Here is a 13,762-nt window from a genome sequence, read left to right on the forward strand (position 1 = left end):
ACCTCGGCCAGGCCCGAGGTGCGGGTTTCCCCGGCCGGCGGCGGCGCGACGGTCACGCCTGTCGCTACCGACTGGGCCGCGACCGGTTCGGCCGGCGAGAAGGTGGGCTTGGGAAAGGTCATCGCCGCGTCCTCCCTAGACCAGCTTCTTGATCGGCTGGCTGGCCAGGTAGGCGCCCGGATTGGCCGGGTCGAACACCTTGCCGTCGAAGAAGCGCTCGACGCCGCGGCTGTCGCCGGCCGGACCGCTCTGGCCGATGGTCTTGGCCGCGGCGCGCCAGATGTCCGAGCGGTTGACCTTGTTGACCAGGGCCTGGGTGTTGGTCTTCTGCGGCAGCACGCCCCAGCGGATGTCCTCGGTCAGGAACCACAGGTCATGCGACTTGAAGGGGAAGCTGGCGTTGTCGGCCCAGAACTTCATCCGGTGCGGCGAGTTCTTCAGCGTGCGGCCGTCGCCGTAGTCCACCGTACCCTGCAGGCGGGGCAGGATGTCGCCCATCGGCACGTTGACGTACTGACGGCCCGAGACGATCGAGCACATGGCCGGCAGGTTGCTGGCCTTGTCGCACCACATCGCCGCTTCCTGGACGGCGGCGGTGATCGCCTGGGCGGCGCGCGGGTACTTGTCGACCCAGGCGGCGCGCATGCCCAGCGCCTTTTCCGGGTGGTTCATCCACAGTTCCGAAGTCAAGCAGGCGGTGTAGCCGACGCGCTGGTTGACCAGCTGGCCGTTCCACGGCTCACCCACGCAGAAGGCGTCCTGGGTGCCGGCCTTCATGTTGGCCACCATCTGCGGCGGCGGGATGACGATGGTGGCGATGTCGGTCTCGGGATTGATGCCGCCCGCCGCCAGCCAGTAGCGCACCCACAGGTCGTGGGTGCCGCCCCGGAAGGTCATGGCCACCTTGGCGATATTGCCAGCCGTCTTCATCTGCATGAACTTGGCCTTGGCGCCGGCGCTGTTCAGCCCGACCTTCACGGCCTTCAGGTCGTTGCCGACCGAAATGCCCTGCCCGTTCGTATTGAGGCGAGCCAGAATGTACATCGGCGTCGGCGCGCCGCCGGTGATCGCCCCGGTGCTCATCAGATAGGGCATGGGCGACAGGATGTGTGCGCCGTCGATGCCGCCGCGCTCCGAGCCCAGCACCAGGTTGTCCCGGGTGGCGGCCCACGAGGCCTGCTTGACGACCTCCAGATCGGGCAGGCCGTATTTGGCGAACAGGCCCCGCTCCTTGGCGATGATCACCGGCGCGGAATCGGTCAGGGCGATGAAGCCCAGGCGGGCCTTGGCGACCTCCGGGCCGGCGCCGGCGGCGTGAGCCCCGGCCGGGAACGCGGCCTTGACGGCGGCGACGGTGGCGGCGGCGCCGATCAAGGCGTGACGGCGCGTCAGGCCGGACTTGGTCATGTCGGTCTTGCTCATGGTCATGCGTCCTGTCGGCTAGAACTTGTATTCGAGGGTGAACCAGGTCTTGGTCCGCGCGGCCGGCGGCGTCGCCGTGCCGACGGGCACGGTCGTGACGCGCTGGAAGTCGGCGTACTTCAGCTGGATCGAGAGCTTGGTGGTGATCGCGGCGGTGAACTGGAGGTCCCACTCGTGGCCGAGGTCGGCGCCGGTCCGCTGGTCGTCGAAGTCGTGGTAGCGGACCACGATGTCGCTGTTGAAGAAGTAGGTGCGGCGGAAGCGCGGCTTGACGTTCAGGCTGAGGTTCAGGTCCTCGAGGCCGTCGACGAAGCTCTTGTTGCCGCCCGGCGAGGCGAAGGCGTCCGCCCAGCCGTTGAAGGCGTGGACCGTGGCCAGCGGCGTGGTGAAGCCGCGCGTCCCGTCGCCCTCCAGGGACTCGTAAGACACCTTGACCGTGTAGATGTCGAAGGTCCCGGCCAGGTCGGCGCCGTAGTAGTCGAGATCGAAGTTCGGCGTGTTGTGGCGGTAGTCCGACTGCTTGGCGTAGGTGGCGTTGTAGGCCAGCTGATAGAGGCCCAGCCAGGTCTTGCCCGAAGCCTTGACGCCCTTGGTGATCGACGAGTTGGCCGCCGAGTTGCCGAAGTCGAGGGCGTAGACGAAGCCCTGCAGGCGCAGCGCCTCGGCCGGCGACCAGGTGGCGTTGAAGAGATGGCTGTCAGAGTCCCAATCGCGCAGCTCGCCCAGGATGCGGTTGATGTGGGTGACATAGGCGTAGGTCGCCTTGAAGCGGCCGAGAGCCACGTCGGTGCGGATGGCGTCGAATGTCTGCTCGTCCTGGCGCCAGCCGACATTGCCGACGAAGCGCTGGTCGTCCAGCAGGATGCGCTGGCGGCCGGCCGTGACCTGCAGAGCGGCGCTGGGCGTCCAGGTCAGCTGGGCGCGATTCAGCTCTGTGACGTCCGGATCGTTGACGATCGGATAGCGGGCCTTGTCGGCGCCGTTCAGCGGCGCGGTCGCCACGCCCGGCACGTTGACGGCGTAGTGCTCGGAACCGAGCTGGCGGACGTCCTCGAACTCGATCAGCCCCTTGACGCCCTTAAACTCGGCGGTTTCCCAGCCGAAGCGCGTGCGGACGGTAAAGGCGTCGGCCTCGTCGCGAAGGGTGGCCGTGCGGGTCTGGTCGACGTTCTCGTAGCGCGCCCGGACCTCCAGGATCAGCTTGCCCGCCCCGATCTGGTCGCTAATCGTCGGCGGCGGTGCTGCCGGCGGCGGCGGCTCAGGCGCGACCTCGGCGGCCGGCTCGGCGGCCGCTTCTTCAGCCGGCTTCGGCGCCGGATCCGGCGCGGCTTGCGCCAAGGTGGCCATGCTCCAAGCAAGCGCGCTCAGTGCCGCACCGCAGCGCAGCATAAATCGTACGGATTTCATGCCTTCATCCCCTAAGGCCAAAACAAAAAAACGCCCGGCGAGACCACGCGCAGTGGTCTCTCCGGACGTCGTTGTCCAAGCTTGCCAAACGGCTACGGCGCCGCCGGCGGCCCTTACGAGCCAACGGGGAACGTCGTTGTCCCCCGTGTCGAGATCAGGAGGCGGCCGAGGGGGCGAACCGGCAATCGCAAAACCGCGTTCGCGGCCGCCGCAACGCACAAACGACGTCATTTTGCACAGCAGCAAAGCAGGCCAAAGCAGCGCTCTGCACGCAAATTCCGCGTTTCGACCATCCGAACCCGGCGCGGTTTCCTGGCTCGCTGACGCCCCGCGTGCGCCCAATCCCGTCTTGGTTGCCCAAAACGGCGCTCGTCGTCGCGCCTTGAGATCGACTCGCTTCTCCGCGCCTTTCAGATTTTGACCGCCCGCTTGCAGACGAAATCAGAGCCTGTTGCGGTTGCGATAGAAAACTCACTACCCAGATAGCTTCACAGACGCCGACGGAGGGTCGGCGCCCCTGAGGATAGTCTCGCATGTCCACCCTGTTCGACCCGCTGCGCATCGGCGATCTCAACCTGCCCAACCGCGTCGTCATGGCGCCGCTGACCCGGCTGCGCGCCGGTCCAACCCAGATTCCGAATGGCCTGATGGCCGAGTACTACGCTCAGCGCTCCTCGGCGGGCCTGTTGATCACCGAGGGCGTGCCCGTTAGCCCGCAAGGCGTCGGCTATCCCGGCGTGCCCGGCGTCTGGTCCCAGGAACAGACGGAAGGTTGGAAACAGATCACCCGAGCCGTGCACGACAAGGGCGGCCGCATCTTCATGCAGATCTGGCACGTCGGCCGCATCTCCGACCCGTCGCACCTGAACGGCGAGGCCCCGGTCGGCCCCAGCGCCATCGCCGCCAAGGGACATGTCAGCCTGCTGCGCCCCGAGCGCCCCTACCCCACGCCCCGCGCCCTCTCGACCGAGGAAGTCGCCGGCGTGGTCGAAGCTTTCCGCCAGGGCGCCGAGAACGCTCAGGCCGCCGGCTTCGACGGCGTGCAGCTGCATGGCGCCAACGGCTATCTGCTCGACCAATTCCTGCAGGACGGCTCCAATCAGCGGACCGACCAGTACGGCGGCCCGATCGAGAACCGCGCCCGCCTGCTGCTGGAAGCGACCGACGCGGCCATCTCGGTCTGGGGCGCCGATCGCGTCGGCGTCCACCTGGCGCCGCGCGCCGATGGTCACTCGATGGGCGACAGCAACCTGCCGGCCACGTTCGGCTATGTCGCCAAGGCCCTGGGCGAGCGGAAGATCAGCTTCGTCTCAGCTCGCGAGCACGAGGCTGCCGACAGCCTGGGCCCGGCGCTGAAGGCGGCATTCGGCGGGGTCTATATCGCCAACGAGAAATTCGACCTGGATAGCGCCAACGCCGCGATCGCGGCGGGCAAGGCGGACGCGGTCGCGTTCGGCAGGGCCTTTATCGCCAACCCCGACCTGGTGGAGCGCCTGAAGACGGGGGCGACGCTGAACGCGCCTGACCCGACCACCTTCTACGGCGGCGACGGCAAGGGCTACACCGACTACCCGACCCTGGCCCGGGTTCCCGAACCGGCCGAATAGACCGCTCGCCCTGCGGCGGCCGTCAAGCCGTCGCGGGGATCAGCCCCTCGGCCACATAGACCTGTGCCACCGCCTCGGCGACCTTGATGCCGTCGACGGCGGCGGAGAGAATGCCGCCGGCATAGCCCGCGCCCTCTCCGGCCGGAAAGAGGCCTGCGGTATTGAGGCTCTGGAGGTCCTTGCCGCGGGTGATCCGCACCGGCGAGGAGGTCCGGGTCTCGACGCCGGTCAACACCACGTCCGGGTGGTCATAGCCGGCGATCTGGCGACCGAACACCGGCAGCGCCTCGCGCATGGCCTCGACCGCGAAGGCCGGCAGGCAGGCCGACAGGTCCGTCAGCGTCACGCCCGGCTTGTAGGAGGGAACCACCTCCCCCAGCTCGGTCGAGGGGCGGCCAGCCATGAAGTCGCCGACCTTCTGGCCCGGAGCCTGGTAGCTGGAGCCGCCCGCCACATAGGCCAGGCTCTCCCACTTGCGCTGGAACTCGACGCCCGCCAGTGGGTGGCCGGGATAGTCGCGCTCGGGATCGATGCCGACCACGAAGCCCGAATTGGCGTTCCGCTCGTTGCGCGAATATTGGCTCATGCCGTTGGTGACGACGCGGCCGGGCTCCGACGTCGCCGCCACCACCGTACCGCCCGGGCACATGCAGAAGCTGTAGACCGWGCGGCCGTTTTTGCAGTGATGCGCCAGGCTGTAGTCAGCCGCGCCCAGGTCCGGGTGACCAGCGCAGGTCCCGAAGCGGGCCTTGTCCATCCATGACTGCGGGTGCTCGATCCGAACCCCGATCGAGAACGGCTTGGCTTCGATGTGGACGCCCTGGTCATAGAGCATCTGGAAGGTGTCACGGGCGCTGTGGCCGACGGCCAGCACCACGTGCTCGGCCTCCAGATAGTCCCCGGTCGACAGCTTCAGCCCTCGCACCTTGCGCGCACCGTCCGCCGCCGTCTCGACGTCGATCTCGTCGACGCGATGCTGCCAGCGGTATTCGCCGCCCAAGCCCTCGATGGTCTCGCGCATGCTCTCGACCATCGTCACCAGGCGGAAGGTGCCGATGTGCGGGTGGGCCTCGGTCAGGATCTCCTCGGGCGCGCCGGCCTTGACGAACTCGGTCAGCACCTTGCGGCCCAGATGGCGGGGGTCCTTGATCTGGCTGTAGAGCTTGCCGTCCGAAAAGGTCCCCGCCCCGCCTTCGCCGAACTGGACGTTGGACTCCGGGTTCAGCTCGCTGCGTCGCCACAGGCCCCAGGTATCCTTGGTCCGCTCCCGCACGACCTTGCCGCGATCCAGGATGATCGGCTTCAAGCCCATCTGGGCCAAGATCAGGCCGGCGAACAGGCCGCAAGGGCCCGCGCCAACCACGACCGGGCGCGGCCCCGCATAGCCTTCCGGCGCTCGGGTAACGAAGCGGTATTCCGTGTCCGGTGTCGGGCGCACGTGGTGGTCGCCAGCGAAGCGCGCCAGAACCTCCGCCTCGTCGCGCAAGGTCACATCGACCGAATAAACCATCAGGATCGCGGCCTTGCGGCGCGCGTCGTGGGCGCGGCGAGCGACCTGATGGGTCAGCAGATCCTCGGCGGTGATCCCGAGGCGCTCGACAATGGCCGGCGCCATGGCCTCCGGCGGATGGCCGAGCGGCAGCTTCAATTCCGAAATACGCAGCATGCTCGCGTCTTAGCCGGAAGCTGGCCGCCGCGCCATCTCACGACGCCGGAGTTGCGATCGCGGCGCGCGTCACCAGTTAAGCTTTCCACGTAACCGCGTTCGGTGTGTTCATGCTTGCTCTCTTCCTCGCCTCGGCGGCTCTGCTGGCGGATCCGTCGCCGTCGCCATGGACCTATTTCGAAGGCGCCTGGAGCTGCGAAGGGGTCTTCCTACCCTCGAACCGCCCCCTCGCCTCGGACATCGTCTTCCGCATCGATCCGCGCGGCGGCGCCCTGGTGAAGGACCATCTGGACCGGGCGCCCGGTCGCTACGCCGCCACCGAGACCTGGGCCCAAGCGCCCGACGGCAAGACCTATCGCGCCGGCATCGCCTCGAGCGGCGCGATGCGCTGGTATCGCTCGGAAGGTTGGACCGGCGACCAGTGGGTGTGGACCCGCCTGCGCGACGCAGCCGAGCCGGAAGAGGCCTTCGCCTTCATCCGCCAGGATCCGACCACAATGATCGTCGAATGGCGGATTTCGCGAAACGGCGCGCCGATGGTGGTCGGTGACCGGCTTACCTGCCGAAAGGCCTAATGCGCGAACATTACCTGTCGCGTAATCGCGCCGCCTCATGGGCCGGGGCATCAAGGACGGGCCTGGAGACGCCAGGCGCCTTCCTTGGAGACCCGTCATGACCGACGCCACCCAGATCGCCCAACGCTATATCGACAGCTGGAACGAGGCCGACGCCACCCGCCGCGCCGATCTGCTGACCGCCCTGTGGACCGAGGACGCCCGCTATGTCGACCCGATGATGGCCGGCGAAGGCCGCGGGCAGATCGACGCCCTGATCGCCGGCGTCCACCAGCAATTTCCCGGTTTCCGCTTCGCCCTGTCGGGCAAACCGGACGGCTACGGCGACCATGTCCGCTTTTCCTGGACCCTGGGCCCGGCCGGCGGCGAAGGCCTGGTCGAAGGCACGGATTTCGGGGTGGTCGAGAACGGCCGCCTGCGCGCGGTGACCGGTTTCCTGGACAAGGTTCCCGCCTAGACCTTCGGATAGCCACCGACCTCCTGCTCGTCGTCGATCACCCGGCCCGTCCCGGCCTTCACCTCGCGGACGATCCGGCGATCGACGGCATCGCGGTCCCAGGGCCGCGCGCCGGCATGGGCCAGGACATGCGCCTCGACCTGGCTGGAGGGCTTCAGCTTCAGCCCCTCCGGCCAGAACGGCGGCTTGGCCAGGTGGGTGATCTTGGGGAATGGATCGGTGTTGAGGATCCGCACCGGCGGCATCTCGCTCCCGTCGGCGTAGTGGGCCGGGTTGTCGAAGGCGTAGAGGTCCAGATCCCCCTGACCCTCGACGATCAGGAACGGCAGGTCGGGTCGCGTCGAGGCCCCGCCCCTCACGACATTGCCCGCGATCRCCAGCTGACCCTTGCGCCAGGCGTGGCCCACCCACTCCGAGGCGTTTAGAGCGTAGTGCATGCAACGCGTGCCCGGATCGTAGATCAGGTTGTTGACGCTCACCGCCTCCGCCCCGCCCTTGAACAGCTGATTGCGCTCGCGGTTGTGGGCATAGAGGTTGCCGACGATCAGCACCTCATAGGCGTTGTCGTGGATCAGACTGCCCTTGGAGTGCTCGCCCTTCACGTGGCTCGCGTTCGACAGACCCTCGGCGACGATGTTGTTGCTGAAGGTGATCCGGTGCGAGGTCCCGTCGCGCCACTTGGCCTGGTCTTCGCCGCCGTCGAAGCGCGGCCCCGAGGCCGACAGGTTCTCGTCGGTGGCCCAGCTGGTCGAGCAGTGGTCGACGATGACGTCGTGGGCCTTCCAGCAGGTGATGCCGTCGACTTCCCAACCGCTGCGCGAGGGCTCGCCATCGCGGCCGGCCCGGACCCGGATATGGCGAACGATGACGTCATGACTCTCGATGGCCAGGCTGCCCTTGATCAGCGTGATCCCGGGCGACGGCGCGGTCTCGCCGGCGATGGTCAGGAACGGCTCGACGACCTTGATGCTGTGGCGCGCCAGATCGATTACGCCGCCAACGTCGAAGACGATGGTGCGCGGCCCCTTGGCTGCGACGGCCTCGCGCAGAGAGCCCGGACCGCCGYCAGCCAAGGTCTTTACGCGAATGACCTTGCCGCGGCCGCCGCCGGGCGTCTTGGCAGCCCAGCCCAAACGCTCGAACACCGGCTTGCGTGGCGCGGCCTGGACGAGGCCCGGCGTCGCCACGAGAGCGGCGGCCAGGAAAGTGTCGCGTCGGGTGAGCATCGAATTCCTCCTCAAGCGCTGGTCGCCAGCCAGGCGACGGCGTTGGYCAGCCAGCGCTGCTGCAGCGGCTTGGCCATGTCCGGCAGACGGTGGACGAGAACACGCGCCTTGTCCTGGTGGGCGATGAAGCTGGCCGCGCCGTTCTTGCGATCGTGGTCGCGGCTGTAGGCGGCGACGACCTCGACATCCTGTCCGTCGATGACCAAGCCGTTCGAGGGCTGGCCCTCGACCTGGTGCAATACGCTCATCGCCATGTCGGCCGGCAGGCCGGCGAAGGTGGCGTGGGCGCGGACATAGTTCCAATTGCCCATCCACGGCGCCCGCAGGCCGCCAACCTGGCCGGCATAGTCGAAGAGGCCAAGGGCGGAGAGCTGCTTGGCGACGCCGTCGGCCAGGCCATCCTCTTGGACCATGGCGAGTAGCGGCGTCCCGGCCTTAACAGCCGCCAGGACTTCCGGCGGCAATTCGCCGAGAATGACGACCGGCTTCTCGCCCTTCTTGGGCTGGGCCTCGAGGCCCGTCTGTTCGCCGACCTGACGACGGACGATCTCGTCGGTCTTCAGGCCCGAGGCGACGATGCCGGCGTAGCGGACGCCCGGCTTGAAGTCCTCAATCACCGCGCCCGACACGGCCGTCAATTGCTCGCGCAGGCTCCTGGCGATGCCGGAGACGCCGAGACGGATCGGCTTGGCCGGCTTGGGCGCTGCGGCGGTCACCCAGATCTCGCGATCGGAGACCACGTCGCCAAGGGTGATGCGGATCCTGTTCAGTCCCTCACGGGTAAGGGCGGGCGTGCGGACGCTCTCGGCGACCAGATAGCTGAACTGGTCGGGCGACTGCGTCGGAACTGGCCAGTGACCCAGGACCGCAACGTCACCGAGGGGACCGACCAGACTCAGCACCACGTCGCCCGTGACCGCCTTGCCCGTGTCGTTGAAGAACCAAATGTCCAACTCAGCCGTGTCGTCGACCGCATAGGCCAGGGCCCGGGGCTTGGCGATGGCCATAACCGGCCGCAAAGCCTGGCTCATCAGCGCCGGATCGGCCTTGAAGCCGCGCAGGTTGTCGACGACGCCGGAGTGGTTCTCGATCGAGGTGCTTTCCCACCCGGAGACGCAGGCGATGTCCACCGTTTCGCCCAGGCGGATGTTCTCCAGATAGTTGCGCCAGGACTCGTAGACCTTGCGGCCCACCGACAGGAACAGCGCCTCGCTGGTCGGGAAGGCCCGCTTGAAGCCCCAACGTTCGATGTAGCTGTTGGTCGCCGCGACGATGTCCTTGTGGTCCTGCAGGTCGTAGCTCTTGGCGCCCTTGGCCAGGATCTCGACGACCATGGCTTCGTGATTGTCGGCCGTGGCGCAGCCCTGCATCTCGCCGAACTCGACGATGAACGGCTTGCCCTTCTGCTGGTGGATGTAGTCGTCCTTGGACCTGTAGAACTTGTCGTACCACTGGTCGCTGGCGCCCTGGTGCTCGACCCACCAGCCGCCCCATTCCTCGACGTCCGAGCGGTAGTAGTGATCGTTGTACGGCAGGTACATCGCCTGAGCCGCGCCGCGCTTGACGAAGCCGTCGTTCAGCACGATCGCTCGGCTGGGATCCAGGTCGTGCATGGCCTTCAGCACGATCTGAACGTCGGGATTGGCCAGGTTCGCGCCGATCTCATTCTGTAGGGTGTACTGGACCAGCGACGGCCGCGAGCGGAACGCGCGGACCATGGCCTTGCACTTCTCGAGCATGAAGTCGCGACTGAACGTGTCGGCGGCCGACAGGCTCTCGCCGGGCTTGAGGTCGCGACCGATGGCGTGGCGACCGCCGCCGGGCTCCATGACCCGCAACAGGCCCATCTCGTCCATGGCGTCGAAGACCTCGGGCTTGCCGACATTGCGATGGAAATGCAGCGTGTTGAGGCCGAGCGCGTGGGCGGAGGTCACTTCCCGTTTGGCCAGCTCCGGCGTCGGCCATAGGCCGTTGAAGCCCCAATAGCCCCACGAGATCGCCGAATAGAGCCGTGTGCGATGGCCGTTCAGCCGCAGCAGGGCGTCGGTTCCGACACCCTCGACCCCAAACCAGCGGAAGCCGAAGCGGACCTCGCGCGTATCGACCGCCTTTTTGGTTTCGGTCCAGCTGAAACGCAGGCGGTGCAGGACGGGCGTGTCGAGATCCCAAAGCTTGGCCGTCGGCGCGGAGACGCCGAAACGGACTCGCAGGCGATGGTCGTCGACCGCTTCGACGGCCTCGATCGCGGTGATGGCGGCGACGGGCGCGCCAGTGTCATCGACGAGTTCGACGGCGGCCTTGCCCTTCAGCTTGTCGAGGCCTGACTTCGGCGCTGGCTTGTCGAACACCACGTCCATGTAGCCCGTGACCTTGCGCGGTTCGGGCGTGTTCAGCACCCAGGCGTCGTCGATGCGCGCCTCGCGGGGATGGACGCTGAGGGTCAGGCCGCGATCCAGGCCGCCGAAGCCGTGCGAGGCGAACAGCTTCAGCTTGCCCCACATCATGGTAGTGGAGTCGCGCCAGTCGAAGCGGCCGCCAGGATTGGTGATGCGGATCGCCAGGCGGTTGGCCCCGCCGGGGCGCATGGCCTCGGTCAGGTCGCAGCTAATCGGCAGCTCGGACATGATCGAATAGCCGACCAACTGTTCGTTCAGGAACACCTCGGCCCGCAGCCGCGCGCCGCGGATGTTCAGCAGCACCCGCCGCCCCTTGGCCGAGGCCGGGATGTCGATAGTCCTGGTCCACCACGACACGCCCTTGTAGGCGCCATAGCGCGGCACGTCGTCATCCTCGGCGTAACGATACTCGTCGGGACCATAGGGTCGCGTGCCGAACTGGCCCCAGAAATGCTCCTCGACCGTGGTCGGCAGCTTGACGGTGATCGCCTCGCCCGACGCCAGCGCGCCCCAGCCGCCGGTCGGCGGATTGACCGGCAGCTTGGCCAGCTCGAACGCGCCCGGCAGGTGGATGACGTCGTCCTTCCAGGCCGCGCCCTGGTCGATCCACAGTCGCCAACCGTCGTCGGGAATGGCCAGCGACGACTCGGCCGCGACACTGACGGTCGGCGTCAGCCCTGTGGCGGCGGCGACGCCGAGGCTGGTGGTCAGGAAGCTGCGGCGGTCGATACGCATCGGTACTCTGTCTCTAGGGTTTCCAGCCGTCGGCGCCGGCCAGGAAGGTTCGCCGATCCCAGACCTTGGCCTGCTCGGCGGTCAGTTGCTTGGTGCGCGGCTCGCGGGTCGTCGGGCTCGCGCCTGGACCGGTCGAGGCGTATTCGGCGAAGGTGGCGGTTGACAGGGTGTCGGTCTTGCCCGGCGTCCATTCGCGCCAGCCAGCTGGATCCAGCGCCGCTTCGATGCGCGAGCGCATGAAGATCACCGTCGCATAGGGCCGCCACGCTCGGCCGAAGAAGATCCCCTTGGCGTCCGGGTCGGCGGTGATCAGGCAACGGTCGAAGACATAGGCGCTGTCCTGGTCGGGCCGGACCTTGCTCTGGGCCGTGAACATGACGCTCTCATGGGCGATGCCGTGGATCTGGCAACGGTCGAAGAAGGCCTTGGCGTCGCCGAAAATGAAATCGACGTGGCCCTCGACATAGCAGTCCTTGAAGTACTGCCGGCTGGGCTTGGTCTTCTTGCTGGCGGCGTACAGCGTGTCCTGGGCGCCTAGCAGCCGCACCTTCTCCAACATGGCGCGGTCGGCGGTGATGGCCAGAGCCACGGCCTGGGACGGGCGCGGGTCCTTCAGGTGATAGTCGTTCTGTATCGTCAGGTTCTTGGCCCGGAAGCCGTCGCCCGAGACGTTCATCGTGAACGACTTGAAGGTCCCGCCCGCCGTGACCGCGCCGTCGCTCCAGACGATGACCACGTCCTGAGCGCGCGCACCCTTGCCGACCAGGCGGACGTTCGGCTTGGCGATCGTGACCTTTTCCCGGTACTCGCCAGGTTGTAGCTCGATCGTCCCGCCCTCGGCCGGCAGCGCATCGACCGCCGCCGTCAGCGTCTTGTAAGACGCCTTCGGGCCGACCTTCAGGGTCGCGGCCGCGGCGACGTCGGTCAGGGCCGTCGCCAACAGTAAGGCAAGGAAGGCGCGCTTGCCGATCATGCGCGCGCCAGAACACCGCCGGGCGCGGCGAGGCGGACGCTCTGGCCCTTCTTCATCTCGACCTCCAGCGTCGATCCCGCGAGAACCACGGTGTGGCGGCCGTCGAGCTTGGCGGTCAGCACCGCCTCGGTCAGCTTGCCGCCCGCCCAGCGGACGTCGACGCCGACCGCGCCCCGAGCCCGCAGCCCCGTCATCTGGCCCGTCGGCCAAGCCGACGGCAGGGCCGGCAGCAGGTAGATGCGCTCATTGCGGCTCTGCAGGACCATCTCCGTCATGCCCGAAGTCCCGCCGAAATTGCCGTCGATCTGGAACGGCGGATGGGCGTCGAACATGTTCGGATAGGTCCGCTCGGGACCCAGCAGCAGCTTCAGCACATCATGGGCGTGATCGCCGTCGCCCAGCCGCGCCCACAGGTTCAGGCGCCAGGCGATGGCCCAGCCGGTAGCGAGGTCGCCGCGCGTCAGCAGCGAGGTCTTGGCCGCCGCCGCCAGCTTCGGCGTGGTGTCGACTTCGATCTGGTCCGACGGGAAGAGGCCGTAGAGATGCGAGACGTGCCGGTGATGGAGGTCTTCGGCCGTCGCGTCCCAGTCCTCCTGCCATTCCTGAAGTTGGCCGTCCTTGCCGATCCTGTAGGGCGCCAGCTTGTCGCGAGCCGCCTTCAGCTCGGCGACGAAGGCCTTGTCGGCGCCGAGGATCGCCTCGGCCTTCAGGCAGTTGTCGAACAGGTCGCGGACGATCGCCTGGTCCATGGTCGGGCCGGCGGCCAGCGACGTCCCTTGGCTGTGGTTGTTCTCGGGCGAGAGCGAAGGGTTGGTGACCAGCACGCCGAACTTCGGATCGACCACCAGGGTGTCGAGGAAGAACCGGGCTGAGCCCTTCATCAGCGGATAGACRCGGGCCAGATAAGCCGGGTCGCGATTGTAGTCGTAGTGGTCGAACACGTGCTTGCAGAGCCAGGCCCCACCGGTCGGCCAGACGCCGTACTTGGCGCCGTCGATCGGCGCGGTGGCCCGCCACAGGTCGGTGTTGTGGTGGGTGACCCAGCCACGCGCGCCGTACATGACCTTGGCCGTCCGCTCGCCGGTTCGGGCGATGTCCTGGACCAGCGCGATCAGCGGCTCGACCAGTTCGGGCAGGTTGGTCGGCTCGGCCGGCCAGTAGTTCATCTCGGTGTTGATGTTGATCGTGTACTTGCCGCCCCACGGCGCCGAGGTCTTGTCGTTCCAGATGCCTTGCAGGTTGGCCGGCTGGCTGCCCGGGCGCGAGCAGGCGATCAGCAGGTAGCGGCCGTACTGGAA

The 13,762-nt window shown here is 67.6% G+C and carries 10 protein-coding genes; 3 read left to right on the top strand and 7 right to left on the bottom strand.

Annotation, left to right across the window (positions count from 1 at the left end):
- Positions 1–135: 135 nt before the first annotated feature.
- On the bottom strand, positions 136–1,428 hold the full coding sequence (locus tag AC1DSO_RS22770) for a CmpA/NrtA family ABC transporter substrate-binding protein (protein ID WP_477070984.1): 1,293 nt from the start codon (positions 1,426–1,428) through the stop codon (positions 136–138).
- 12 nt (positions 1,429–1,440) lie between these two features.
- Complete coding sequence (locus AC1DSO_RS22775; RefSeq protein ID WP_477070985.1) at positions 1,441–2,829, bottom strand: alginate export family protein; 1,389 nt, start codon at positions 2,827–2,829, stop codon at positions 1,441–1,443.
- 533 nt (positions 2,830–3,362) lie between these two features.
- Here AC1DSO_RS22775 and AC1DSO_RS22780 point away from each other — a divergent pair.
- Positions 3,363–4,436 (top strand): alkene reductase, encoded by a 1,074-nt coding sequence (locus AC1DSO_RS22780; RefSeq protein ID WP_477070986.1) that lies wholly within the window; start codon positions 3,363–3,365, stop codon positions 4,434–4,436.
- A 22-nt stretch (positions 4,437–4,458) separates the two neighbouring features.
- On the opposite strand, the gene AC1DSO_RS22785 is transcribed toward AC1DSO_RS22780, so the two are convergent.
- On the bottom strand, positions 4,459–6,102 hold the full coding sequence (locus tag AC1DSO_RS22785) for an NAD(P)/FAD-dependent oxidoreductase (protein ID WP_477070987.1): 1,644 nt from the start codon (positions 6,100–6,102) through the stop codon (positions 4,459–4,461).
- A gap of 110 nt (positions 6,103–6,212) precedes the next feature.
- On the opposite strand from AC1DSO_RS22785, the gene AC1DSO_RS22790 reads away from it, so the two are divergent.
- Together AC1DSO_RS22790 and AC1DSO_RS22795 are read left to right on the top strand one after the other, a co-directional pair.
- Positions 6,213–6,677, top strand: a complete 465-nt coding sequence (locus tag AC1DSO_RS22790; protein WP_477070988.1) for a hypothetical protein — start codon at positions 6,213–6,215, stop codon at positions 6,675–6,677.
- Positions 6,678–6,774: 97 nt separating this feature from the next.
- Positions 6,775–7,134, top strand: a complete 360-nt coding sequence (locus AC1DSO_RS22795; RefSeq protein WP_477070989.1) for a nuclear transport factor 2 family protein — start codon at positions 6,775–6,777, stop codon at positions 7,132–7,134.
- On the opposite strand, the gene AC1DSO_RS22800 is transcribed toward AC1DSO_RS22795, so the two are convergent.
- From AC1DSO_RS22800 to AC1DSO_RS22815, 4 genes are all read right to left on the bottom strand, one after another.
- Positions 7,131–8,360: a pectate lyase family protein gene (locus tag AC1DSO_RS22800; protein ID WP_477070990.1), complete on the bottom strand. Its 1,230-nt coding sequence runs from the start codon at positions 8,358–8,360 to the stop codon at positions 7,131–7,133. The genes AC1DSO_RS22795 and AC1DSO_RS22800 overlap by 4 nt on opposite strands.
- Positions 8,361–8,371: 11 nt before the next feature.
- Entirely contained in the window at positions 8,372–11,491 is a 3,120-nt protein-coding gene (locus AC1DSO_RS22805) for a glycoside hydrolase family 2 TIM barrel-domain containing protein (RefSeq protein WP_477070991.1), read from the bottom strand.
- Between the two features lie 13 nt (positions 11,492–11,504).
- Entirely contained in the window at positions 11,505–12,464 is a 960-nt protein-coding gene (locus tag AC1DSO_RS22810) for a pectinesterase family protein (RefSeq protein ID WP_477070992.1), read from the bottom strand.
- Positions 12,461–13,762, bottom strand: a 1,302-nt coding sequence (locus tag AC1DSO_RS22815; protein WP_477070993.1) for a glycosyl hydrolase family 95 catalytic domain-containing protein, incomplete at its 5' end; no start/stop codon positions are given. The genes AC1DSO_RS22810 and AC1DSO_RS22815, both read right to left, overlap by 4 nt.

Source organism: Caulobacter sp. P4_E5, assembly GCF_056401555.1.

What these genes read in the sequence shown, in the direction of transcription:
- AC1DSO_RS22770 (WP_477070984.1), bottom strand. Translation starts at nt 1,428, where the DNA reads ATGACCATGAGCAAGACCGACATGACCAAGTCCGGCCTGACGCGCCGT.
- AC1DSO_RS22775 (WP_477070985.1), bottom strand. Translation starts at nt 2,829, where the DNA reads ATGAAATCCGTACGATTTATGCTGCGCTGCGGTGCGGCACTGAGCGCG.
- AC1DSO_RS22780 (WP_477070986.1), top strand. Translation starts at nt 3,363, where the DNA reads ATGTCCACCCTGTTCGACCCGCTGCGCATCGGCGATCTCAACCTGCCC.
- AC1DSO_RS22790 (WP_477070988.1), top strand. Translation starts at nt 6,213, where the DNA reads ATGCTTGCTCTCTTCCTCGCCTCGGCGGCTCTGCTGGCGGATCCGTCG.
- AC1DSO_RS22795 (WP_477070989.1), top strand. Translation starts at nt 6,775, where the DNA reads ATGACCGACGCCACCCAGATCGCCCAACGCTATATCGACAGCTGGAAC.
- AC1DSO_RS22810 (WP_477070992.1), bottom strand. Translation starts at nt 12,464, where the DNA reads ATGATCGGCAAGCGCGCCTTCCTTGCCTTACTGTTGGCGACGGCCCTG.